The organism is Sorangium sp. So ce367, from assembly GCF_051520455.1.
Taxonomy (GTDB): Bacteria; Myxococcota_A; Polyangia; order Polyangiales; family Polyangiaceae; genus Sorangium; species Sorangium cellulosum_B.
Genome location: NZ_CP150334.1, coordinates 4,345,372 through 4,370,062, shown reverse-complemented (window position 1 = coordinate 4,370,062; position 24,691 = coordinate 4,345,372). Strand labels below are relative to the sequence as shown.

16 protein-coding genes and 2 pseudogenes are annotated in these 24,691 nt (G+C 70.7%); 5 read left to right on the top strand and 13 right to left on the bottom strand.

Annotated features, from left to right (window positions below; genetic code table 11):
• Positions 1-98: 98 nt before the first annotated feature.
• Positions 99-1,904: a hypothetical protein gene (locus WME97_RS16675; RefSeq protein WP_437552895.1), complete on the top strand. Its 1,806-nt coding sequence runs from the start codon at positions 99-101 to the stop codon at positions 1,902-1,904.
• A complete protein-coding gene (locus WME97_RS16670) occupies positions 1,901-4,111 on the top strand; it encodes a hypothetical protein (protein WP_437552894.1) in 2,211 nt (736 codons plus the stop codon). The genes WME97_RS16675 and WME97_RS16670 overlap by 4 nt, the downstream gene beginning before the upstream one ends.
• Positions 4,112-4,171: 60 nt before the next feature.
• Here the strand turns inward: WME97_RS16670 and WME97_RS16665 are convergent, their stop codons facing one another.
• The 3 genes and pseudogenes from WME97_RS16665 to WME97_RS16655 form a co-directional block, all read right to left on the bottom strand.
• Positions 4,172-4,741 (bottom strand): c-type cytochrome, encoded by a 570-nt coding sequence (locus WME97_RS16665; protein ID WP_437552893.1) that lies wholly within the window; start codon positions 4,739-4,741, stop codon positions 4,172-4,174.
• Between the two features lie 89 nt (positions 4,742-4,830).
• Positions 4,831-5,790 (bottom strand): TauD/TfdA dioxygenase family protein, encoded by a 960-nt coding sequence (locus WME97_RS16660; RefSeq protein ID WP_437552892.1) that lies wholly within the window; start codon positions 5,788-5,790, stop codon positions 4,831-4,833.
• Positions 5,791-5,873: 83 nt separating this feature from the next.
• Positions 5,874-6,698: pseudogene (locus tag WME97_RS16655) on the bottom strand (class I SAM-dependent methyltransferase); the annotation flags it as partial.
• Between the two features lie 616 nt (positions 6,699-7,314).
• On the opposite strand from WME97_RS16655, the gene WME97_RS16650 reads away from it, so the two are divergent.
• Positions 7,315-8,496: a hypothetical protein gene (locus tag WME97_RS16650; protein WP_437552891.1), complete on the top strand. Its 1,182-nt coding sequence runs from the start codon at positions 7,315-7,317 to the stop codon at positions 8,494-8,496.
• A gap of 612 nt (positions 8,497-9,108) precedes the next feature.
• Here the strand turns inward: WME97_RS16650 and WME97_RS16645 are convergent.
• The 5 genes and pseudogenes from WME97_RS16645 to WME97_RS16625 form a co-directional block, all read right to left on the bottom strand.
• Positions 9,109-10,704 carry a hypothetical protein gene (locus WME97_RS16645; RefSeq protein ID WP_437552890.1) on the bottom strand — a complete coding sequence of 532 codons (1,596 nt, stop codon included), beginning with the start codon at positions 10,702-10,704 and terminating at the stop codon, positions 9,109-9,111.
• Between the two features lie 268 nt (positions 10,705-10,972).
• On the bottom strand, positions 10,973-13,021 hold the full coding sequence (locus WME97_RS16640) for a rhamnogalacturonan lyase (RefSeq protein WP_437552889.1): 2,049 nt from the start codon (positions 13,019-13,021) through the stop codon (positions 10,973-10,975).
• Positions 13,022-13,332: 311 nt separating this feature from the next.
• The gene (locus WME97_RS16635; RefSeq protein ID WP_437552888.1) at positions 13,333-13,668 is read right to left on the bottom strand and encodes a 4Fe-4S binding protein; all 336 of its coding nucleotides are present in this window, start codon (positions 13,666-13,668) and stop codon (positions 13,333-13,335) included.
• Positions 13,665-15,326, bottom strand: a complete 1,662-nt coding sequence (locus tag WME97_RS16630; protein ID WP_437552887.1) for an FAD-binding protein — start codon at positions 15,324-15,326, stop codon at positions 13,665-13,667. The genes WME97_RS16635 and WME97_RS16630 overlap by 4 nt, the downstream gene beginning before the upstream one ends.
• Positions 15,327-15,623: 297 nt before the next feature.
• Positions 15,624-15,908: pseudogene (locus tag WME97_RS16625) on the bottom strand (nitroreductase family protein); the annotation flags it as partial.
• Between the two features lie 381 nt (positions 15,909-16,289).
• Between WME97_RS16625 and WME97_RS16620 the strand changes: the two are divergent.
• Positions 16,290-16,937 (top strand): alpha/beta hydrolase, encoded by a 648-nt coding sequence (locus WME97_RS16620; protein ID WP_437552886.1) that lies wholly within the window; start codon positions 16,290-16,292, stop codon positions 16,935-16,937.
• A gap of 90 nt (positions 16,938-17,027) precedes the next feature.
• Here WME97_RS16620 and aroA read toward each other — a convergent pair whose 3' ends face one another.
• From aroA to WME97_RS16595, 5 genes are all read right to left on the bottom strand, one after another.
• The gene (gene aroA, locus WME97_RS16615; protein WP_437555399.1) at positions 17,028-18,272 is read right to left on the bottom strand and encodes a 3-phosphoshikimate 1-carboxyvinyltransferase; all 1,245 of its coding nucleotides are present in this window, start codon (positions 18,270-18,272) and stop codon (positions 17,028-17,030) included.
• The gene (locus WME97_RS16610) at positions 18,175-19,215 is read right to left on the bottom strand and encodes a glycosyl hydrolase family 8 (RefSeq protein WP_437552885.1); all 1,041 of its coding nucleotides are present in this window, start codon (positions 19,213-19,215) and stop codon (positions 18,175-18,177) included. Before WME97_RS16610 ends, aroA begins: the two co-directional genes overlap by 98 nt.
• A gap of 221 nt (positions 19,216-19,436) precedes the next feature.
• On the bottom strand, positions 19,437-20,351 hold the full coding sequence (locus tag WME97_RS16605; RefSeq protein ID WP_437552884.1) for an isoaspartyl peptidase/L-asparaginase: 915 nt from the start codon (positions 20,349-20,351) through the stop codon (positions 19,437-19,439).
• 53 nt (positions 20,352-20,404) lie between these two features.
• Positions 20,405-20,965 carry a hypothetical protein gene (locus WME97_RS16600; RefSeq protein ID WP_437552883.1) on the bottom strand — a complete coding sequence of 187 codons (561 nt, stop codon included), beginning with the start codon at positions 20,963-20,965 and terminating at the stop codon, positions 20,405-20,407.
• A 963-nt stretch (positions 20,966-21,928) separates the two neighbouring features.
• Complete coding sequence (locus WME97_RS16595) at positions 21,929-22,429, bottom strand: hypothetical protein (protein WP_437552882.1); 501 nt, start codon at positions 22,427-22,429, stop codon at positions 21,929-21,931.
• A gap of 374 nt (positions 22,430-22,803) precedes the next feature.
• Between WME97_RS16595 and WME97_RS16590 the strand changes: the two genes are divergently transcribed.
• Positions 22,804-24,624, top strand: coding sequence for a hypothetical protein (locus WME97_RS16590; protein WP_437552881.1), 1,821 nt, complete (start codon positions 22,804-22,806; stop codon positions 24,622-24,624).
• Positions 24,625-24,691: the final 67 nt, after the last annotated feature.

Below are 24,691 nucleotides of genomic sequence, written 5' to 3'. Positions count from 1 at the left end.
GGCCCAATTCGAGCCCTCCGCGCCGGCAGAGTATGGTCAGACGGTCATGGGGGGCGCGCAGCTTTACGCCCTCTCGCGGATAGGGCACGTCCCCTTCCATGGAGGAGCCCCGAACACCGACCGACGCGCAGCCCCCCGCCCCCGAGCCCGAACCGCCGGAGTCGCTCGAGGCGCTCGTGCCGAAGCGCAGGCTCTGGCCGGTCTTCGCGGTGCTCGGCCTCGTGATCGCGGCGGCGGGCCTCCTCGCCTTCCGCTCGATGACGGCGACCGATCCGCTGCGCATCCTCGTGGCCATCGATCTCGACGGGTACTGGTGGGAAGGGTCGCAGCCCGCGGCGAGGCTGGCCGACGAGCTCGGCGAGCACCTCGCGGAGCTCGGGTTCGATCCCGTGAAGGGCGGCGACCCGAAGGTGATGAAGGCGCTCGAGAGCGCCAAGGACCCGAAGGAGGCCGCGAAGGCGCTCGGCGCCGGCTTCATCATCGAGGCGCGCCTCGCGCCCGAGATCGTGGAGCACCCCATCAAGGAGGGTTACTTCGAGCTCCGGGTCGACGCGCCGGTGACGCTCACGTTCCTCGACAAGGGCACGTCGACCGAGCGGCGGATCCGCGGCTACTCCGGGGCGACGAAGAAGGACCGCGCGATGGCGCTGCTCGCGAACTCCATGGCCTCCCAGGCGCTCGACGCGGTGATCGCGCAGCTCATGGACCACCCCTCGGTGCGCGAGATCACGGAGGGATCGGACATCAAGCTGCTGGAGCGGCTGGCGTCGGCGCGCAGGTTCGTGAAGGACCGCGCTGCGAACCTCGACCGGGCCGCCGGCGCGTACGCCACCCGCGCGAAGGAGATCGAGGCCGAGGAGCAGGGTCGCGTGACCTTCCTGTCGCCCCAGGCGGCGGAGGACCTGCTCGTGGGCACGGCCGAGGGCGGCTATTTCGTCAAGACAGGCGACGTCTCGGTGTTCCACTCGGTGAGGTCCAGGGACCTCGCCCGCAGCGAGGCGCTGGAGACGGTCGAGTGGCGGCCGCTCGATCAACCGGCCGTCCCCACGACGGATCCCGGCGCGGTCAAGCCGATGTGGAGGGGTTATCACGTGTACTCGTACCCGTCGTCGCAGCGCGACGGCGACCGGGTCGCGCTGGTGGAGGACTTCTTCGGCTGGGCGAAGACGATCACGGTCGTCGACCGATCCGGGCAGAGCAAGCGCGTGCGCGTGGATCCGGAGCACCGCTTCGTCGACCCGAAGCTCGCCCCCGGCGGCAGGTTCGTGGCGGTCTACGATCGCCCGGAGGCGGACGCGCAGGCCGATCTGATGGTGCTCGACACCGACGGCGGCAAGGAGGTGTTCGGCCTCCACACCGAGAACGAGTCGCTCGGCGGGTTCGCGTGGCTCGACCAGACGAGGCTCGCGTTCGTCTACGTGCCCGACGCGTCGGAGGGCGACGCGCCGCACCTCGCTGTGGTCGACGTGGGCAAGCAGCCGCTGTCGATCGAGCGCCCGTTCCGCGCGAAGCCCGGGGAGGATCTGCGCAACCCGGCGGCATCGAGCGACGGGACGAAGATCGTGTGCGTCGTCGACGGCGACGAGCCGGGGATCGCGGTCATCGACACGACGACGTGGCGCCGGAAGGTGTACGCGGCCCCGGGCGGGGCTTCGTGGCCCGCGTTCTCGCCCGACGCCGCGCGCGTCGCGTTCGAGACGCGGGGCGCGGGCGGCACGGACATCGCGGTGCTGGCGCTCTCCACGGGCGAGATCAAGAAGCTGACGGTGGGCTCCGCGACGGAGCGGGTGCCGCGGTTCTCCGCCGACGGGAAGCGCGTGCTGTTCGAGGTGCGGTACCGCGACCCGGTGTTCCCGCAGAAGCGGTCGATCTCGCGCATCGCGAGCGCGGCGGTCGAGCCGTGACCGCGCCCCTCCTCCCTCCGCAGCACGGAGCCAGCGCCCCGCCGCCGGACGCCGCCGCTCCTCCCGGCGAGGAGAGCGCCGCGACCGCGATGTTCTACCGCATGTCGGCCGAGCGCCTCCGCGCGCGCTGCCTGTGGAGCGGCCTCGCGCTCGCGCTGTCGGCCCTGGTGCCGTACGAGGTCGCCTACGGCCACGGGATCTTCGTGTGGAGCGTGCTCCCCGAGCTCGCGCCCGCCGCCCAGGTCGCCGCGCTCGCGCCCGCGATCGCCGGCCTGTGGCTGCTCTTCCTCGGCGCGCGCACCGAGCGGCGCGCGGGCCTGCTCGTCGAGCGGCCGACGTCGCGCGCCATCGCGGTGCTCGCCGCGTTCGTGGCCGTGAACGTCGCCGTGTGGATCGGCCGCCGGAGCTCCGCGTGGGACATGCTGCCGCTGCCGGACAGCCTCGTGACGCGGCCGGCCCCGTTCCTCGCGGTCTTCGCGTTCACCGCGGCGGGCGTGGTGCTGCGCTTCCACGCGCGGGCGCGCAGGGGCGGCAGCGCGCTGCTCGTCGCGTCGCTCGCCGCGGCGCTCGTCTTCTACCTCTGGCCATCGCGCGGCGAGATCCCCGCGCAGACGATCGCGCGCGCCGCCGTGCTCGTCGCGACGCTGCCCGACGCCCGCTTCCAGCTCGGCTACGGCATGGTCCTGCTCTTCGTGCTCGGCCCGCTCGCGATCGCCCTGCTGGGCCTCGCGTACGCGCGCCGCGTGCCCCGGCGCGAGCACCCGGGCCTCGCGATCGCGGCCGTGTGGGCCATGCCGGGCCTCATGCTGCTCTTCGTGTACCGCGCGTTCCTCTCGGGCGGCTGGGGCGTCGAGGCAGGCACCGTCGCCTTCTTCGCGCTCCTGCTCGCCGCGGTCGTGGCGGTGCTCGCGTCCGCGATCGAGGTGCTCGCGCTCGGCGTGATGGTGCCCGAAGCCGAGCTGGAGCCAGGCATCGGGGCCAGCGCGGGCGGGGCCCGGCCGATCGTGGCGGCAGGCGCGGCCGCGGCCTCGGTCGCCGCGCTGCTGGGCGCGCTGCTCGTGCTCGGCCGCCCCGCGCCGAAGGGCGTCGACTGGAGCCTCGGCGCGCCCACGGCCGAATGGGACAAGGTGTACGGCGAGCTCTTGCCGAGCTGGGAGCGCGCGCGCATCGCCCGCGACGCGCACGCGCGCGGCGGACGCGCGCAGGGCACGGGCGCGGAGGCGCAGGTGCTGACCAGGGCGCGCAGCCGCGAGATGCTGGCGGTCGCCAGGGCGCAGCCCGACGGTAAGGACGTCGCCGCGGCGCTCGCGACGCTGGCCGCTCAGGTGGACGATCTCGAGCTCTCCGGCCGCGCGTTCGGCCGGCTCGTCGCCGAGGCCAACGACGCGGCGCGACGCGCCGGGCTCGGGTACTACCTCGACGCGGCCGTCAACCTCGGTGTCTCGGCCGACGGCGCCACGCGGCGCTTCTACACGACGCCTTACCGGGTCAAGGAGGTCCACGCCTACCGCGTCGGCGACGACCGCTTCGCGACGCTCCTCGTGGAGCCGATGACGGACGAGCGCCGCGTCCACCTCGGCTTCTCGCGCGACCAGGATCCCTTCGCGCTCGTCCTCGGCTCCGAGGTCCGGTCCTATGCCGAGCGGTTCGATCAGGAGGGCGCGACGTGCCACGCGGCGGCGGACGGCGCGGACGGCGCTCGCGCCGGCGCCCTCGCGCGCTGCGACGCCGCGCTCGCGAAGCTGCGCGAGCGCCTGGGCTCCACGCTCGAGCGGGCCGTGCTCGCCGGCACCGAGCGGCACGAGCTCCAGCACCAGATCGACGGCCCTCACCTGCCCCTCTCGCCCGCGGTGACCGAGCTGCTCGCCGGCTTCTCCGACGAGGCGCAGGATCGCGTGAGCCGCGAGCTCTCCGCGTACATCGCCGAGATGACGGCCGGCGACGCGCCGCCGCAGCTCACGCTCGTGCACCTGTTCCCCTTCGGCGTCGTGGCCCGCGGCGGCGCCGAGCACCGGGTGGCCACGCTCGTCCTCGAGACGCTCTCCGGGAGGAAGCTGCGCTTCGGCGCGCGGCAGGTCGATCCCGAGACGTACGCGCAGGCGTTCGAGGAGCAGGTCCGCCGCGGCGACGACGAGCTGCGCGAGGCCGCGCGGCGGGGCTACCGCGAGCACTTCGGGGTGGATCTGCAGGAGCCCGTGCGCGAGTGACCGCCCCTCTCGCCTGGAGGCGCCGCCGCGGCTGACCTGCTCCTCGAGCGCCCGCGCGCCTCAGGGCAGGACGCGCGTCTCCCGCGCCGCCGACAGCGCCGCGCCGCCGGCCCACGGCTCCACCCGGTCTCCCAGCGAGGCGCGCACCTTCGCGACCTCGTCCCGCGTGATGGCGGGCGCGCTGTTCCCCCAGCTCGACCGGACGTAGGTGAGCACCAGCGCGACGTCCTCGTCCGACAGCGTGACGCCGAGGTTGGGCATCACGTCGTTGTAGAGCGCGCCGTTCACCTCCATCGGGCCGGCGGCTCCGAGCAGCGTGATCCGGATCGGCGTCTCCTTGTCCTCGAGCAGCCATGACGAGCCGGTGAGGGGCGGATAGCGCCCCGGCTTCCCCTCCCCCCTGGCCTGGTGACAGCTGGCGCACGAGCGATAATAGATCTTGCCGCCCTGGGCGAGGTCCTCGGCCGGGACGCCGGACGCCGCCACGCCGCCCGTCCGGGCGTCCAGCTTCCGGAGGACCATCCACGGCAGCGCGAGCACGCCGAAGGCCACGATCAGCATGATCACCACGACGTGCGCCGTGCTCTGCGCTCCGTCTCGAGCGTCGTCGCGCTTGCTTGTTGGACCCACGGGGTGCTCCTCCGCCGCAGGTGAAGCGCACACGTCCGCGGCCGTCAAGGATCCCCTGACGCCCGCGGACGCGCCTCGGCTCGGCGCGACTACGCGGTCGCCGCGGCCACGGCGACCCCGGCGCTCTCGCTCCTCGCGGCGGCGGCGCGCGGCGCCTTCTTGCGGGTGACGCTGCGCCGGCCGTCGATGCTGACGGGCGCGTCCCCGTCCACCGTCACGCGGCGCACCACGCGGACCTGATCGCCGTAGTCGTTGATCGCGTAGTGCTGCGTGGCGCGGTTGTCCCAGACCGCCACGTCGCCCGGGGCCCAGCGCCAGCGCACGGTGTTCTCGAGGCGCGTGACGTGCTCCTGGAGCACCTGGAAGAGGTGCGTCGAGTCGTGGGACGAGACGCCGAGCAGCCGCTTGACGAAGTGGCCCAGCACGAGCGACCGCTCCCCGGTCTCCGGGTGGACGCGCACAACGGGGTGCTCGGTCTCGTACACGGTCGACGTGAACACCTCCTGATAGCGCCGCACGTCGTCCGCCGACGAGTTCGGCTTCCGCGCCTGGTAGTCGTACTCGTTGCTGTGGACCGCCCACAGCGTGTCCGCGAGCGCGCGCAGCGCGGGCGGCAGATCCTGGTACGCGGCGACCGTGTTGGCCCAGACGGTATCGCCACCGTACGCCGGGATCACGAGCGCGCGGAGGATCGAGGCCCTCGGGTAGGCGTCCACGAACGTGACGTCGGTGTGCCAGGAGTTCGCGCGCCCGCCCTCCCGCGAGTCGAGCTCATGGATGGTTTCGGTGCCATTGACCACCGGCACCGTCGGGTGCGCGACGGGCTTGGCGCCGAACAGCGTTGTGAGCGCCTCCTGCGAGCCGTCGTCGAGGTGGTGCTGGCCCCTGAAGAAGATGACTTTGTATCGCAGCCAGGCTTTCCGGATCTCGCTCACGGTGGCGGCGTCGAGATCGCCGCTGAGGCGCACGCCGCGCACCTCCGCGCCGATCCGGCCAGCGACGGGGACGATCTCGAGAACGTTGTTGCTCTGGTTCTGTGTAGCGCTCATGCGGAATTCTCCTCGTGGCAGAGAAAGCGAAAAGGGTGCTGGGATGGCGTCGCGGTGTGGTGGTCGGCTATCGACCTGTCGGCTCAGTGCGACGCCGGTTTGTGTGCGATGGCGAAGAGGCGCTTCCCCTCGAGCCGGATGCCCTCGGGCGTCCGGAAGGCCTCGAGCTCGCGCTGGATGTCCTCGATGGCCTGGCTGCGCAGCGACTCGGGCAGGTGGCCGAGGAAGTTGCCGAACGAGCTCGCCTGCGAGAAGGCGATGGCGGCGCGCCCGTCCGGCTGATGGTGCACGTTCTCCTGGGCCTCGATCTTCTGCACGGTGAAGCCGGCGCCCCCGAGCAGCCCGGCGAGCTCCACGGCGGTGACCCAGTGGGGCGTCCCATCCCGGGACTCCGGATAACGCGCGTAGGGCTCACGCGAGAGCACCTCCCGCTTGATGGCCTGCAGGCGGTTCGGGTGATCCTTCGCGCCCGTGGTGAGCCCGATCCGGCCCCCCGGCTTGAGCAGCCGGTGGATCTGCCGCAGCGGCTCGGTCTTCTCGGGGAGCCAGTGGAAGACGGCGTTGAGGTACACGACATCGAAGCTGCCGGAGGGGAGCCCGTCGAGCGCGTACGCGTTGCCGACCTGGAAGGAGAGGTTCGCCTTCGCCTTCTGCTGGGCGATCTCCACGCGCAGCGGCAGCGGGTCGATCCCGATCACCTTCCCGGTCGGCCCGACGAGGCCCGCCACGTGCTCTGCGAGCAGCCCGGTGCCGCTGCCGACGTCGAGCACGTGATCGCCGTGGTGGACGCCGAGATCGGCGATCAGCCGCTTTCCATTGCGGAACTGCCGATCGGCGCTGCGCACCTCGTAGTCCTGCGCGAGCTGGGGCGTATCGAAGACGAGACTGAGACCACTCATGCAACGGCTCCGTGAAAAGGTTGTTCTCTGGCGCGCTGGGCGGGGTGACGACCCGGGCGGCGCACCACCGAGGGCCCGGGCGGCGCACCGCCGAGCGCGCTTTCCGTGCCGGGTCGCTGCTCCGACGCGCGTCGTCGTCGTCGGCGGCGGCGTATCGCACGCGCCGTGCCAGGCATTTCCACGCGCTTCGGCCGGACTTCGCGCGCCAGGTGCTGCGTCACGAGCACGCGGTCAGCAGCGCCTGCTGCCGAGGCCGCACCGGGCCCGCCGCGACCTCGCGAGCATGGCGCCGGAGCGGCGCAAGAGCGCGGCGGACAGGCCATGCCGGGTGTCCAAGCCGTGAACGATCCGGCGCTGGACGCGCGGTGTACAGCAAGAGTGGACCATTCGATAGGTTCACTTTTTCCAGAGGGCGCCCTGCCCTCATCGGGCTCTGTCGGTTCCACCGCTCCTGTCCGCCCGATCGTCGATTGATCGACGTTCACATCCCTGCAAAGGCAGACGACCGGTGACCGGATGAAGCGCGCGACGCGGGGCGATGCGCGATGCGGCATGGCGAAGGCGCGACTCCACGCTCCCAAGCGCTCCTCTCCTGTGGCAGACTGCGCGCATGCTTTTTCATGTCGTGAGGAACGGTTCACTCGTCGGCGCGCTGCTGCTCGCGGCGGGATGCAGCTCGGGCGGCGGGCAGGCGCAGCCCGAGGGCGAAGGGGGATCGGGCGCCACGGTGGGCAGCGGCGGATCGGGCGCGCAAACGAGCGGCGCAGGCGGCGCGGGTGGCGCCGGCGGCGCGGGCTGCGCGGAGTTCGCGATGCCAACCGACGTGGACTGCGCTGCGCCGCTCGACGGCGTGCTGCCGGTGGACCTGCGCTGTACGGGGCTCTACGGGAACTTCGATCAGCGCGAGCCCGCGTGCGGTGTGCTCGAGTACAAGCCTGCCGTGGAGCTCTGGAGCGACGGGGCCAAGAAGCGGCGCTTCGTGTCGATTCCGAAAGGGCAGCAGGTGGACACGAGCAATCCGGACGCGTTCATCTACCCCGAGGGGACGCAGTTCTGGAAGGAGTTCAGCGTGACGGGCGCGGGCGGCGCGCAGCGCCTCGCGGAGACTCGCCTCCTGCGCAAGACGGCCGCCGGCTGGGTCTACACGAGCTATGTGTGGTCCGAGGACGAGAAGCAGGCGATCCAGATGCAGAACGACTTCGGCGTGACGGATCTCTACGGCACTGGCCACACGGTGCCGAACCGCGATCAGTGCCAGGAGTGCCACGTCGGACGCGCCGATTACGTCCTCGGCTGGGACGCGCTGATGCTCGGCGCTGGCGCCCAGGGGCTCTCGGCCGAGACGCTGGTCGAGCTCGGTGTGATCGCGGACGCGAGCAATCTCGCCCTCACGATTCCTGGCAACGAGGTGGAGCGCCAGGCGCTCGGCTACCTGCACGCCAACTGCGGCGTGAGCTGTCACAATGACCTGCCCGAGGCGGCGGCTCACGATACGGGCCTGTACCTGCGGCTCGAGGCGAGCGAGCTCGGCGACGTGATGGCCACGGACGCCGCCCGGACGGGCATCAACAAGCGCCCCGCGGAGAACGCGAAGTACGAGGGCCTCACGAACCCCGACCCCGCCAACTGGTATGACATCCGGCCGGGGGACCCGTCGCGCAGCTTGCTTGTCGCCCGCCAGGTGCTCCGCGGCTTCGAAGGGCAGATGCCGCGCATCGGGACGCACAAGGTCGACGAGACGGGAGTGGACGTGGTCTCGCGCTGGATCCAGGAGATGAAGGAAACCTACCCGGCGCCTGGACCCTAGTACCTCGGGTCAGAGATCCTGCCAGGGACCGGCGTCGCGAGGGGAGAAAGAGTTCAACGCAAAGGCGCCAAGTCGCAAAGGCGCAAAACTGCGCAAGATCTGTTGTTTTGCGGCTTTGCGACTTTGCGGCTTTGCGTTGAAATCTCTCCCCAGATCGCTGGCCGGACTTCTGGCAGGCGGAACTAGTACGGCCTCGCCCAGGTCCGTCTCCGGTTGCGTGCAAGGTAGTGCCGAGCTGCCCGGCCTCGTGGAGTGCCCCTCACAGGCGCCAACCAAGCTCGTTCGGTCACGCTCAGGGCACGAAGCCTGCTCCACCCCACCCTCGGTCACCCACGTGAACGTCAACGTTTACGTGAACGTGGTCGTCAACGGTAAGCCGTAAACGACCACGACCACGTAAACGTAACGTTAGGATGTAGGAGAACGCGGCGCGAAGCCTGGTTAACGCCTATGCCACAGGGCGAGCAACGGGATCGATGTGGGGGATGCCAGGAGAGAGGCGGAGCGCCCTGGGTACTTCTGACGCCTGAAAGCGCGGATGGCGCCCCCCGAGCCCCGAATGTCGTGAGGCCGGCAGCTCGGATTCCCGCCGACCTCAAGCGTTCGCCAGGATCAGGTCGGTCCCGGGGCGCCGTCCGTGATCCATTTGCGCAAGATCTCGAGCTGCGCCGGGCTGACCGTCGGCCCCCCCGTGCTGGGCGGCATCACGCCCGAGATGCACTGCGCCGTGGAGGACTGCTGGCAACCCGCGGCTTCCGCCTTGCCGGCGGCCTTGAGGTAGAGCCAGCTATGGTCGGGGTCGCCCGGGACGACGAGCTTGAACTGGCCGCCGCCGCGGGAGGCCACGTTGACCAGACCGTCGACGATCTCCTTGGAGCTGAGGCGGCCACCGAGCGACAGCCCCGCGTTGGGGCCCGACTCGGCGTGGCAGCCGCTGCACAGGTTCGTCGCGCTCTCGAAGATGGGCCGCACCTTCTCATGGAAGTATCCGGACTCGTCCGGCAAAGGCGCATTGGGATCCCTGACATCCTCGGGGTCCAGGTTCTCCTTGATGATCTTGATCTCGGTATCCATCTCGCGGCACTGCGCGACGAGATCATCCTTCAGCTTCTGATCCGTCGGCAACAACCCCTTGGCGCGCCGGTACTTCTCCCACACGTTGTCGATCCAGCCGTGGAGTTTCCAGAACATGTAGTTGTCGATGTTCGCGTTGGTGTTGTTCACACCGTGCGTCGTGTTGCCCGGCCGCGCCCACTTGGCGTGCAGAACGAAGTGGAGGCCCACCCACGGCATGTTGGTCGCCCCCGCCAGCTTCTGCCCCACGTTGCACTGAAGCCAGAAGCCGAGCTCGCCTTCGTCCTTGAACCTCGCGAGGTTCTCGGGCTTGTCGATCTCATCGCCGATTTTCCCGGCTTCGAGGGCGGCCGCGTCCCAGTTCTTCCACGCGGAGCGCCACTGGGGCGGCACATCTTCCGCCTTGGTCGGGAACTTGGTGAAGCCCGTGAACTGCTCTTTATGATTGGGCCAGAGCTGCTGCAGCGCCTGGATCATGTGGCGGTGGAACACAAGGAACTGATAGCCGTCGCCGGCGGACTGACAGTTCTGATCCTGCGGGACCAGCTGCTTGAATTTGCAGATGCCCACCTTGCTCCCGGCGCCCCCGAAGTTGCAGGCGCGGATCGCGTGCCACTCGACGTGAGCGTCCTGCCACCGGTTCTCATACATCCAGTCCAGCACCTGGGGCTGCACCGTCGTATCAACGATGTCCGGGCTGTTGTTGCCGGGCGGATAGAACTCCGCCGGGCCGTCCTTCATGTTGGGATCCGAGTCGCTCGGGTGCGGCATGTACCCGCTCACGCAGTGGTCGTACGCAGGATGGTCGTCCGGACCGCCGCCGACACCGGCGCCTCCGGTGCCCGCACCCGAGCCCGAGCCCGAGCCCGAATCCGCGCCCGTGCTCGCCTGCGAGCCCGCGCCGGTGCCCGCCCCAGAACCTGAGTTCACGCTCGATTGCGAGCCCGCCCCGCCCGTCCCGCCCGTCGCGTCAGGTCCTCCCGCGCCGCCCTCCGACGCGCCGCTCAACGAGTTGCCATCGTCACCGGCGCACGCGCTGATCAACAACGCGGCCAGCGCGGCGAGCGTGGCCAGGCCCCGCCGGGATGTACGGAGGTCGGTCGCAGAACCCTGGTGCAGGTCGATAAATCGCATGTCGCTCTCTCAGGCTCTCAGGCCGTTAGGCTCAGTCCGTCAGGCGCAACCCGCCTCACCGCGGGCAGGTAACACCACTCTACCAGCGGCACGCGAACTTCGTCAACGGTGTTAACGAATGTACTGTACTCGTGTATTTATAAACCTTGTGAACGCTCACAGGCAGTCTGTGCAGTGAGGGCGGCCCTTTCGATGCGTGGTGACTCGGTAGCCAGGCCGTCGGCTTCAGATGTTGAGTCGAGCGAGGCGACTCGCTAGCGCCGGTGTCTCAGCGGACGTGGATATCCGGCTTCGGCGCTGCAGCCATCCCCTCCCCGATATGGAAGCTCGGGTGAGGCGGCTGGTTGTAGGCGCCGTTTTGCCACGAGATGGCAACGCGGTACTGCGGGTCGTGCATCAGGGTGTAGATCCGGTTCGTCGCGACCTGGTTCGTGGTGAAGATGCGTATGGAATCGCCGCAGCGGAAGATCACCTCTTCACGCCAGTCGCCCAGGATGTCGGCGCTGAGCGTCGGCGAGCTCTTCGTGCCGTTGTTCGAGGTACACCCGGCGGCCGTGAAGTTCCCCCCTTGGCCGTCGGCCTGGCGGATGCCGTTGCCGTCGAGGAGCTCCCGGCTCAGGTCCGCGTCCCACCAGATGAGGAAGTTGCTCGACGCAGGCCGGCTCCCGACGCGACCGCCGTCCGAGCCGCGCAGCAGCTCGCTGTTGTTGACCCACGCCTCGCTGCCGGGGCTGCGCGGGTCGACATCCGCCGCCACGCCCCGGCCAGGGCCCTCCTCGCCGCCGTTGCCTGGCCCCTTCCATACGACCTCGCACGTCCGGGCGTCGCGCATGGCGTAGGCGGGCGACTCGCCGCCCTCGTACGGCTGGAACACCTCGAGGCCAGGGCGCGACGGGATGTGATCCGTGACGTGCAGCGCGTCGCCGTGAGCATAATAGTCCACGGCGCAGAGGCCCTTGCCGTCGTCGTCGAACGTGGCGCCGCCGTTGATGATCTCCTGCTGCGGGTCGTCGTCCACGTTCGCGACGCTGATGGAGTGGCAGCCCTTGCCGCCGAACGCCTCGTTGGCGCGGCTCGAGCTGGAGTCGAACGTCCAGAGGTTCGAGAGCGCGCCGTCGCGGTAGTTCCAGGCCGAGAGCGTGGTGCGCGCGTAATAGCCGCGCCCGAACACAACGCTCGGGCGCCCCGTGTCGTCGAGGAACGCGATGGTGCCGACGAAGCGGTCGACGCGATTGCCATAACACTCGTTGTTGCCCCAGCTGCACGGGTCGCTACGCCCGACCTTGAACTCGGTCGTGGCGAGCTCTGCGCCGGTGTCGCCGGCGAACACGGTGAGGTACTCCGGGCCGGTGAGGATATAGCCGTCGTTGTTGCGGTAATCCTTGGAATCGTCATCGCCGGCCGCGGGCCCCTTGCTCAGGTACTCGCCCCTCCCATCGCGCGTCCCCGGCGCCGTCTTGACGGCCACCTCCGCCTTCCCGTCGCCGTCGAGATCGTACACGAGGAACGGCGAGTAGTGCGCTCCGGCCCGGATGTTCACGCCGAGATCGATGCGCCAGAGCCGTTTGCCGTCGAGCGAGTACGCGTCGAGGTAGGTCTTGCCGGTGCGGCCGGCCTTCGAGTTGTCCTGGAGGTTCGACGGATCCCACTTGAGGATGATCTCGTAACGCCCGTCGCCGTCCACGTCTCCCACGCTGCCATCGCCGCTCGAGTACGTGTAGCCGTCCCCTGCGGGCGGCGGCGTCGTCGGGATGGACAGGGTTCCATCCTTCCACACGGGCGCGGACTCCGACTCGCCTTGCTCGACGCCGCCGATGACGGGGCGCACGGTGTAGACCGAGCTCGGAGAGCCGCCGCGGTCCACGAGGTTCGTGGAGTCCGCGAGCGGCGCGGCGTTGACCTTGGCGCCGTCGCGGTAGACGTTGAACGCGATGTCGTCGGGGTCGTAGCCGAACAGGCGAAAGCCCACGTACGTGCCGCCTTCCGTGGGCACGGCCACGACACCGCGGTCGAGGTCTTCCATCTGCGCGAACCCCGTCGGTTCGCCCGCGCCCGCGCCGCCGCTGCCGGTCGCGGCGCTCGTCCCGGCGCCGCCGCTGCCAGTCGCGGCGCTCGTCCCGGCGCCGCCGCTGCCGGACGCAGCGCTGGTGCCCGCGCCGCTGCCGCTGCCGCTGGACGCCGCGCCTGTCGCGCCGCTGCCCGTCCCGGCGCCCTCCCCGCCGGCCCCGTCCGAGCCGGTTCCGGGTTCACCGCTCGATCCGCATGCCAGGTGAGCGGAAGCGAGCGAAAAGCAAATCAAGAAAACAGGTCGTCTCATGCATACCTCGCGCGGCCCCTCATCGTCCGGTCGGCGCCTTGCCTCCCGGCCGTGAGCGGAATGGTGGCCTCGTTTCTCACCCAGGTTGTGAGAGCAGGGCGAAGTCGGTCATGAGAATTGCACGGGACGCACGATTTCTCGGGCGTTGAAAATTTACCGCCACGCACCTGAGGACAGCGGACTCGACTGGCCCGAGCCCCTTCAGGGCAGCAGGTGCTCGCGCTCGAACGGCTCACCGCGAGACCCGTTGTGGCGGGGATGGGGATGGGGGGCTGCTGCCGTGAAGGCACGCGGAGGCGCTCGCGGCGCCTCTAGGTCTGGCGAGCGACCGTGAGGACGCGGAACGTCTCGTCGGCGGCGGCGCCCGGCTTGCGCCGGGTGCCCCACCCCACCGCGGCCCGGTAGCTCCCGAGCAGCCCGGACGCCTCGAGCCGTCCCTCGTCCACGGCGACCGGCCGCTCCGCCTCCGGGGCCACGTAGAGCGCGTCCACCGGGCAGTAGGCCTCACACATGAAGCACGTCTGGCAGTCCCCCTGCCGGGCGATGACCGGCGCGCCGCCCGGCACGCGGTCGAACACGTCGGTGGGGCAGACATCGACGCAGAGATCGCACCCGATGCACCGGGCATCGCTGACGAGCTCGATCATGGCGCCTGCGCCTCCGCCGCGGCCCCGCCGATCGACGCCGGCGCGGGGGACTCGGGGCGCACCCACACGTGGTCCAGACCGCCGGTGATCAGGCGCCGCTGCTGCGCCGGGTCGAGCCCGGGATGGTCCGTGTGTTTGTGCATGCCGCGCGTCTCGGTGCGCGCGCGCGCCGCGTTGAACATCCAGCGCGCGGTGGCCACCATCGCGGCGCTCTCCCGCGCCCGCACGGCCCCGCGCACCGCCGCCCCGGGCGAGGCCTGCCGCACCTCCCGCCACAGCCCATCGAGCCTGTCGAGCGAGGCCGCGAGCCCCCGCGCGGTGCGGAAGAGGTTCTTGTCGTACGGGAACACCTCGTCTTGCACCGACCGGATCACCCCCTCCGCGTCGAGCGGCCTCGTCCCGCCCGCCGCCGGGAGCGCGGCGCGGCCGGCCCCTTCGACGACCCGCCGGCCGGCGCTCGGGCCGACGCTGCGCGCGAACAGGGCTGCTCCCTCGCCGGCCCACTGGCCCGAGGAGATGGCCCACGCGGCGTTGTGGCTGCCGCCGCCCGTGAATCCGCCGCAGATGAGCTCTCGCGTCGCGGCGTCTCCGGCGGCGTAGAGCCCCGGCGCCGATGTGGCGCAGCCGTGGCTGGTGATGCGGATCCCGCCCGTGCCGCGCACGGTGCCCTCGAGCCGCAGCGTGACGGGGAACCGCTGCCGGAAGGGGTCGATGCCGGCGCGATCGAAGGGAAGGAAGAAGTTCGGCTGGGCCGTGCGCATCCACGCCTGGAGCGCCTCGTCGGCCTTGTCGAGCTGGGCGTAGACCGGCTGCGTGAGGAGGGTCTCCGCGATCACGGACCGGCCGCGCTGCGAGCCGGCCCCCTCGATGACGCGCCCGTCCTCGTAATAGAACGTCGCCCAGTTGTAGAAGAGGGTCTTGGTGACCGACGCGAAGGCCGGGGCGATCGCGTAGGCGCTGGAGAACTCCATCCCTGACATGTCGGCGCCCGCCTCGGCGGCCATCAGCCCTCCATCGCCGGTGAGGACGTTGGTGCCGAGCGCCTTGCTCAGGAACGCGCAGCCGCCGGTGGCGATCACCACGGCCCCGGCCCTCACCACCCACCTGTGCCCGAGCTGCCGGCAGATGCCGGACGCCCCGGCGACCACGCCGCTCGCGTCGACGAGGAGCTCGATCGCGGGGCTGTGATCGAGGATGCGGACGCCCGCGAGCTTCACCCGCTTGCGCATGAGGCGCATGTACTCGGGGCCTTGCAGGCTGCGGCGGACGGGCTGCCCGCTGTCGTCGACAGGAAACGGATAACCCCAGGTCGCGAGGTCGTTCACGCTGGCCCACGTCCTGTCGAGCACGCGGTCCATCCAGCCCCGGTCCGCGAGGAAGCCGCCCAGCCCCTCTCGGCTGGCCTTGGCCGCCTCGCGCATCTCGGGGACCGGGGGCACGTACCACACGCCGACCCCCGAAGGCGCCGTGGCGCCGCTGCTGCCGCAATACCCCTTGTCCGCGAGCACGACGCGCGCGCCCTTCGCCGCCGCGGCGAGCGCCGCCCAGGTCCCGGCGGGCCCGCCGCCCAGCACCAGGACGTCGGCCTCCAGCGCCAGCGTGTCGCTCCCGTCGAGGACGCGTCCGACCTCGCCCTCAGGCTCCAGTTCCTCGCTCATGATGGGAAGGCTCCCTTGTTCAGGCCAGCTGCCTTATCCGCCCCTCTTCACTTCACTTCACTGCGATTGCAGCCGACATGCCATGGCCCCTTTCCCCGCGTCGATCCGGCGGGCGCCCCCCTCGTTGCTGGAGAGGCACCAAGGGCTGCTGCCCCGGTGCTGCTCCGGGCGCACCTCCGCGGCACCTCGAGCGCGCCTCGACCCCTGCGCCGCGACTACTGCAGCTGGAAACCCATCGCCAGGAGCGCCGCGCGCAGCCGGTCGCGCCCGCGCAGCGCCTGGGCCGACTCGACACGCGCGGATGTGCGCCTGGCCGCCGGCGAGCTCCGAGAGGCGCCGTCGCCGCTCGGCGTCCTCCACCGAGAGCACGCTCCAGAGCTGCAGGTTCGAGGAGCTCGGCGCCGACTGCGCCGCGGCCACGAGCAGCTCGAGCGTGCCCTCCGGGAGCGGCTTCGGCGCGTAACGCCGCACCGAGCGATGCCCGAGCAGCGCCTCGATCACCTCGTTCCACTGCGCGAAGCGGGGCGCCGGTCCCTCGCTGCCGTACCGCTCGCCGAAATACCCCAAGCCGCGATCACCCATCGGTCTGCTCCTTGCCGTCCTTGCGATCGATCGTCTCTCGCAGCGCGGGACGTACTCCCCTGCTGCGATGCCAGGCTGTTCCTTGCGCGCCTCGGCGCCGCGGGCGCGCGGCGCGACGATCCCGGGGAGCCGCGCCAGCCAGGCCAGTATCCGTCATAACGGACAACTCATCCGTCAGAAAGGGCAAACCGCTCTGCTCGCCGGGTGAGCGGAAACCCCCGCGGGTGAACCGGACCGCTTGCGGTGAGCCGATCGTGGCCCAACGCCAGGAAGATGAAGATTTCCGCCATAGCTATATCCGGACTCGGCCTCGCGGCGCTGGCGACGGGGTGTGGCAAGGAGGAACGTGCGCTCGCGGAGGAGCGCCCTGCACAGTCCGCCATGGTCGAACAGCAGCCCGTCGAGCCGCCGCTCGTGGCGACCGAGGTGCCCGTGCCTGGCGATCGGCCGGCGTTCGTCGTCACCGGGCCTCTCGGCGCGTGTCCGCGGATGGTGTTCCTTCATGGCATGTGCGGGCACGGGCTGGGCTACGTGCAGGCTTTCGCGAGGGCGGCGCGGGAGCACGGCGGGGTGCTCGGGCTCCAGGGCAACGTGCCCTGCGGCGCCGGCGGGGTGTTCAGCAAGTACTCGCCCGACGCCGAGGAGCAGGACGGCCGCATCCGGAGCGCGCTGGCGGCGTGCGGCGGCGAGGCGGAGGACCTCGTGGTCATCGGTTACTCGCAGGGTGCCTATATCGCGGAGCGGCTCGCGGAGCGGTGGCCGGAGCGGTACTCGCGGCTGGTGCTGCTCGGCGCCCCCACCACGCCTTCGGCCGCGCGCCTCCGGGACATCCGGGGAGCGGTGATGATCAGCGGCGAGCTCGATGCCACGTACCGCATGAAGGACGGCGCGAGCGGGCTCCTCGCCGCGAAGATACCGGCGGTCTACCGGGAGATGCCCGGCGCGCACCACGGAGCGCTGCCGGACGCCGAGCGGGTGATGGACGAGGCGCTCGACTGGCTCGACGAGAACGCGCGGCCCCGCCTCTGACCTGGGGCCCGGCGCGCGTGTGTTATGGAGCTCGCGCAGAGGGTCGCGCGCGCCGTCTCTTGAGCGCCCGACCGGCGGCGCGGGCCGGGATCACACGGCGGGCGCCGCGCCTGCCGCGCGGGAGCACGCATCGACGTCCTCCCAGAACGTCGGGTACGTCTTCGCGACGCAGGCCGGATCCTCGATGGTGATCCCCGGCCGGCACAGCCCCAGGATCGCGAAGCTCATCGCCATGCGGTGGTCGCTGTAGCTGCGCACGAGCGCGGGCGTCAGCGGCCGAGGCTCGATACGGAGCCAGTCGTCGCCGTGGGTCACCTCCTGGCCCAGGCGGCGGAGCTCCGCGACCGTGGCGGCGAGGCGGTCCGTCTCCTTGATCCGGATGTTCGCCACGTTCCGGATCGTCGTCGGCCCCTCGAGGAGCGGAGCGATCGCGGCCAGCGTCATCACGGTGTCCGAGATGTGGTGCATGTCGACGTCGATGCCGCGCAGGCGCCCGTCGCTGCGCACGGTGGTGGCGTCGGCCTGCCGGCTCACGCGCGCGCCTGCCTGCTCCAGGAGCTCGACGAACCGGTAATCTCCCTGCAACGCCCCCTCGGAAAGTCCGGGCACGGTGATGGCGCCGCCCGCGGCCGCGGCGAGCGCGAACGGATAGCTCGCGGACGACGCGTCGGGCTCGATCGGGTACGCCCGCGGGCGGTACCCCGCGGCGGGATGGACCGTGAACCCGCCCGCGGCCTCGTCGATGCGACCGCCGAAATCCGCGACCATGCGCCGCGTGATCTCGACGTAGGGGCGACTGACCAGCTCGCCGGCCACGCGCAGGTCGATGGCCGCGTCGGCGAAGGGGCCTGCCATCATCACCGCCGAGAAGTACTGGCTGGAGCGGTCGCCGCGCATCGTCATCGTGCCGCCCTTCAGCCGGCCGCCCCGGATCCGGAGCGGCGGGCACCCGGTCGCGCACTCCACGTCCGCCCCGAGCTGCCTGAGGCCGTCGACCAGATCGGCGATCGGCCGCTTCGCCATGTGCTCGTCGCCGACCAGCACCACCTCGCCCGGCACGAGGCACGCGAGCGCCGCGAGGAACCGCACCGTGGTGCCGCTGTTCCCGATGAACAGCTCGCGCCCCGGCGCGCGCAGCCGGCCCCGCCCCCCCTTCACCACCAGCGTGTGCGGCCCGGCGTCCTCGATCCCGATCCCCAGCGCTTCCAGCGCGGACCGCATGTGCCGCGTGTCGTCGCTATGGAGCACCCCATCCAGCGTGCTCTCGCCGTCGGCGAGCGCAGCCAGCACGAGCGCGCGGTTCGTGATGCTCTTCGAGCCAGGGACCCGCCAGATCCGATCCGGCGGCGAGGACAGCGGGGTGATGGGCAGAGGACCGGCGGGGATCATGGGGGCGGCGGACTATAGCGGGGCGCAGATTCGTGCGCCACGGGCTCATCGCGTCGCTCGACGGAGCCCGGATCACACGAATCTGCGCGCCGCCGCGCCTCACTGCGGCGCGTACGCCTTGAACTCGCCGCTCGCGTGCAGCAGCGCCATGAAATACAGCATGCCGTCGTAGTAGCCGTACTGCCCGCTCGGGGGATCGAGGTCCCAGAGCGCCTGGACGAAATCGGCGGATCGCGGGCCTTTGGCCGCCAGGCTGGCGACCGCGTTCATGGCGACGAGCCCCGAGGAGTGGTCGGCGCTCAGCGCCTGGATCGGTGTGGTCCCCGTTGGTCTCGAAGTTCCCCGCGTCCGGCGTGAAGCGGATCTGGTGGTTCTCGGTGTTGAAGAGCGTCGACCCGGTCGTCGTGCGCGTCTCCCCGTTCCCGAAGGACTCCCCGGTGATGTCCGGTCGGTTCTTCATCAGGTCGAGCAAGCGATCCGCCTCCGCCCGGTAATTGTAGATGCCCTCACCGTTGCCCCAGCGCCCCGACGCGAAATAAAGCGCCGTCGCGAAGTACTCCTCGCCGTCCGGCGCCGGCATCTCGTCCAGCGGGGTGCCGTCGAAGTTCATCTGCCACGAGAAATACCCGTACGCCGGGTGCGTCTCGTCGGCGTGGAACATGGTTGTCTTCGCCCAGTTCCAGAGCGCGTTGAACTCCGCCTGATGGTCTGTCTGGACGGCGATCATCATGCCGTAGCTCATGCCCTCCGAGCGCACGTCCGCGCTCGCGATGTCGCGGATCTGCGCGAGCGGGCCGTTGGCGTTCTCCTCCTGCTCGAAATAGACGGCCTCTTCGGCCGGATCACCCTTGAAGAGATGGTCCCAGGCGGCCGCGATCTTGGCGTTCACCTCGTCCTGCGTGCGCCCGTTCTCGACGAAGAGGTTGCGGTACTCCCCCGTATCGACAGCCCCGCTCCCGCCAGGCGTCGACGCGCCGCCCCCGCCGTCGCCGCCCCCGCCTCCGCCATCGGCAGAGCCGCCGGTCCCCCCTGCCCCGCCCGTGCCCGAGGAAGGGGCGTCACGCAATGAACATCGACCATGGAATAATCCGGGTTCTCTGTAAAGCGAATTCACACACCGCTTTCCTCGCCCCAATCGCCGACCGCCGCCCACGACATGGTCGCGGTCGATCGCGCCAGCCCGAACCGCCCAGCCCGATCGAGCGCAATGACGCCCCCGGTGATGTCGAGGCGCTCCGCCAGGTGCGCGATGATCCCGCTCGCCGCGTCGACCGCGCCGATGCCCGCGCGCATCCGCTCCACGGCCGAGTGCGCCACCGCGAGCCGGATCATCCCCTCGCCGTGGCCGGTCGTCGACACGGCCCCGGCCTCGTCGTCCGCGTACGTCCCTGCCCCGATGAGCGGCGAGTCCCCCACCCGCCCGACCCGCTTGTTGACGGTGCCGCCCGTGCTCGTCGCCGCGGCGGTGAGCCCGCCCTCGTCGAGCGCCACCGCGCCGACCGTGTTGCCCGCCCAGGAGGTCGCGCGGATGCCTTGCTGGGCCGCCGCGAGCGCCTCCCGGGCCGCCTCCGTGATGAGCGCCGCCTCGCCCACGGGCGTGAACCCCTTCATCCGCGCGAACCGCGCGGCGCCGTGCGCGGCGTACAGCACGTGCCGGCCGTCCTCCAGCGCCGCGCGCGCGATCGCGATCGGCTCGGCGAACTCCGAGAGCGCGCAGACCGCGCCGGCCCTGAGCCCGCGGCCCTCCATGATCGACGCGTCGAGCTCGACGTGGCCCTCCTCGTTGAGGCACGCGCCCGTGCCCGCGTTGAAGAGCGGATCGTCCTCGAGGACGCGCACCGCGCGCTCGACAGCGTCGAGCGCGCTCCCTCCCTCGGAGAGCACGCGCGCTCCCTCGCGCGCCGCGCGGAGGCACCCCGCCGCATGCAGCGGCCGCCGCTCTGGAGCGACGTTGCCCGCGCCGCCGTGGACCAGGACGGTGCGCCGCCCGCCGCGCCCGCCCAGAGAATGGATGACGTGCTTCACGACCGTGGCACCCTACCGCGGCGCGCGCCCGGAGGTCCACGCCCAGCCGACGCTCACTCGGGCGGGAGCGCGCTCCGCTTGGCCTTGAGATCGTAGGCCATGCCGCACGGCAGCGCCGCGACCACCGGCGCGACGCTGAGCTCTCCGGCGACGAGGTCCTCGCACCGAGATCCCGCCGTGGGCACGAACTCGAAGGACATCGTCGCCTTGAACCCCGCGACGTCATCCCCTCTGCCGCCGAGCTGCCCGAGCGCCCGGTCGCGGCGCTCGACGGAGCACGGCGGCCCCGGCGGCGCGTCGCCGGCGCGCATGTCCACCACCACGCGCCCGTCGATCGAGAAGCCCACCTCGTCGTCGTCGATGACGCCTGCGATCACGCTGGCGCCGTTGTTCCAGTAGAGGGCGCCGTCGCCGCGCGCGAGCTCGACGTCGAACTCCCACAGGCGCTTCGCGCCGAGCGCCCCCTCCCCGCACGTGTTCGCCGTCTGCGTCCCGACCACGTGGAACGCGCCGAGCGCGGTCCCCCGCTCCGGCGCCTCTCGATCCCCGAAGGCGTCGGCGCACGCTGGAAGAAGGGGCAACGCCGGCAGCAGCGCGAGCAGCAGCATCCGCATCGAGCCCGCGTACCAGACGGGCACGGCGCAGGACAAAAAAGCGCTCCCAGGCAATGGAAATAAAAACGGGTCGGGTGCTTTGCTCGCACCCGACCCGTCCCGTGGGCCTCTACCGGAGGCCTTCTGGACCCCGCTTGATCCCGCCTGTGCGGCGCCCCCCCTGTCCCATCGCGACGAGCATTCGGCCCCGGAGCACCGGTGAGAATCGTTGCCGGAAGACCTGAGTCTTCCTCGATTCCCTCTCTGCCGGCCTCGCGGAGGTCGCGATGGCAGTCAACAGGTTATCGAGCGCCGGACCTGGCCGAGCGCGGTAGCGTTTTGCAAGGCCCCGATGACCCTGCGTCCACGCTCCACGAGGGTCAGCCGTTCCCAGCCTCCGGTATAGAAGAGCCACTGGTACTGTGCATGGTGTCCATCCCTCCTCCGGCTTGCCGGCACCCCGCGCCGGATCGAAAGGGATCGTCCGGCATGGCAAGGGTGTTCGATTGCGGATCAGCGGAGAGCCCGCCGATCTGGTGTCGACCCCGGCACCGTGGTGCTCCACGGCAGGACCATCCTGGAGCTGATGCTCCGTCCGAGGCCGAGGACCAGCGTATCACCGCTGTTCAGGCGAGCAAGGGGCTCACGCACCGAAACATCGAAAGCGATTCTCTTCCATTCCATCCATGTCCACCCCATGTCCACCCACGGTCCGCATCGTCCCACCGCTCCCACCGCGTCTCGCAGCGCAGCCGGGCAGGCGTCGTTCGACAACGCACGCCCCACGCCGCCGGGCAGGCGTCACCGGAGAAGCAGCCAGGCAGGGCGAGGTTCAAGGCGCGTCTCGGCAGGACGAGGCGCGGCGCGCTCCAGCGAGACGACGTGCAGGACGCAAGCGCGCAGCTCTGCCGGAACAGGTCCGGTGGAACAACGGCGAGGACGTCGCGCGGCGGATCAGCGCGCGGTGACCGGGCCCCGCGCGCGTCAGACGTGCGCGAACCAGCTCGCCTCCTCGCCCTCCGGCAGCGCCGTGGCGAGGACCGCGAGCATCGCGTCGATCTCTTCCTTCGTGTGGACCCCGCTGCGCAGGATGGCCGCCGGGCCGTCGCCCCCGGGCACCACGACCGACTCCACGGCGAGCGCGGTGTTGACTCCGTAGCCGTAGGACGCCAGCGTCACGACCGCGGTGGCTTCCCGGTCGTCGAGCAGCCGGCGGATCGTCAGCGTGCGCCGCACGCGCTCGCTGTCCTCGGCCCACGACGCGAGCCACGCGCGCGCCGGCTCGTCGAGGCCGACGAGCACGAGCTGCGCGGGAGGCAGCGCGTCAGGGTCGGCCGCGGCGACGGCGGCGCGGTGGAATCCCCGCACCTCCCGGCACCAGAGCGGCGGCGCACCGTCGACCCGCACGAGAAAGCCGTAGGGGCCCCGGGCCCCCTCTCGCTCCGAGCCCCCCGAAGAAGCGGAAGAGAAACTGTCGTTCGACACGAAGGGAGACGATACACGAGCTCTGCTCGGCGGAGGAAGCCCGCTCAATTGCGCAGCACGTCGAGCCGACATGGCTCCGCCCCGGTCACACCGGTCCCACGCACGCCACCTGGCCGATGCCCATGGCGCCCACAACGAGAGCGCCACACTCCTGGGATTTCGGCTAAGGTGGCCCCGCCTCCCCCGTGGAGCCCGTCCGGGACGGGGTGCGTCCTGCACCTACGGCGTCGCCCCGGCCGACGGGCTCCAGCCCGCAGCGGCGGGTCGGGGCGGCGGCAGCAGCGCCCGACGCCGGGCGCGCTGCCGTGGAAGGCCGGCGAAGAGGCCCGCCGGCGCGTCCCGCGTCACCTCGATCCCGATCCGAACCGCAGGCAATGAAGCTCACGTCACAACAAGTCATCGAGATCGTCATCGCGCTCTGCGCCTACTTCGGCGTCGCGTTCGCGCTCAACTGGTTCGCCCCGTCGCGGCTCCGCATGCTCGCGCGGTACAGCACGGTCGCCGGCGGCGTCGCGCTCTTCTTCTATGGTCTGGACCGGTACATCGACGAGCACGCCCGCGCCGTGGACATGGCGAAGGTGGCGATCGCGATGGGCGCCGCGCTCTGCGTCTTCTACGAGACGCACCGCGAGGGGATGCGCCGGCCGATCGCGGAGCGCTGGAAGCGGTTCGCCGGCGTGGCGCTCGGTGTCGCCGCCATCATCGCGTACTTCAACGGCTTCCGCTTCGGCTATCCCAAGTATTACCACCGCTGGGATCAGTTCCATTATTACATGGGGGCCAAGTACTTCCCGGAGATGGGGTACGACGGCCTCTACAAATGCGCGCTGATCGCGCAGGACGAGCTGGGCCTCGTCACGTACACGAACGAGGACACCGGGCGGCAGGTCAAGCTGGACATGGCGAAGGAGGTGCGCCACCCGGACAAGAAGATCCGGAACCTCGGCGGCGACAACCTCCTCATGCCGGCGAGCGAGGTGCTCAGCACGCCCGAGATCTGCAAAGCGCACTTCTCACCGGAGCGCTGGGACGCGTTCAAGGCCGACGTGCAGTTCTTCCGGACAGCCTCGGACAAGGGCTACTGGGAGGACATGCAGAAGGACCACGGCTACAACCCGCCGCCGGTCTGGACGATCATGGGTAAGTTCTGGGCGGACCTCCAGCCGGCCAGCACCCGCTACCTCCAGTTCCTCGCCGGCTTCGATATTTTCTATCTGCTCGGGATGTTCGCCGCCCTCTACTGGGCCTTCGGGTGGCGGGTCTTCGCCGTCGCGGCGATCTTCTGGGGCTGCCAGTCGTCGGCGCCGTTCTACTGGACGGGCGGCGCGTTCCTCCGGCAGGACTGGCTCTTCTACCTGGTCCTCTCGGCCTGCCTCATCCGGAAGCGCTACTTCAAGCTCGCGGGCGCGAGCATGGTCTACGCGGGCCTCCTGCGCATCTTCCCGGGCCTGCCCGTGATCGGCTGGCTCACCGTCGCCGGGATTCACCTCGTCCGCCACAAGCGCATGGCGAGGTCGCACGTGCAGGTGCTGATCGGCGGCGTCCTCGCGGCCGCCGTGCTCATTCCGGTGAGCATGAAGGTCTCGGGCACCGACTCGTACCGGCAGTTCTACGAGCACACGCTCAAGGTGCACGACCAGACGCCGCTGACGAACCACATGGGCCTCCGCGTGCTCGTCGGCCACGAGCCCGGCACGGGCGTCGAGTCCGGCCGCATGAAGTACACGAAGGACACGAAGCTCGTCGATCCGTTCGAGGTCTGGAAGCGGATGCGCAACGAGCGCTACGCGAAATACCGCTGGATCGCCTACGGGATCATCGCCGCGACCCTGGCGGGCTTCGTCTACGTGTGCCGGCGGGTCCGCTCGCTGTGGGTCGCCCAGTGCCTCGCCCAGATCTTCGTCATCCTGCTCTCGCAGCTCACCTGTTATTACTATTCATTCATGATCTTGAGCGCGCCGCTCACCCGGGTGAAGCGCCAGATCGAGGTACCCCTGTTCGGCCTGGCGGCGCTCAGCCAGTTCATCTGGATCACGTTCAACTACAACGACGACAAGTACACGGTGCTCACCGCTGTCTCACTCGCCTTCTGCTATTACCTGCTCTGGATCTTCTCGGGTAAGACGATGCCATGGGCGCGGCAGCCCGAGCCGGCGAGCGAGGACGGCGGAAAGCCGACGGCCCAGCAGGCCTGAGGCGCTCGCCTCCTGCTGGGTCGCCACGGCAGCGCCTCCCATGCCTGGAAGTGCCTGGAAACGAACG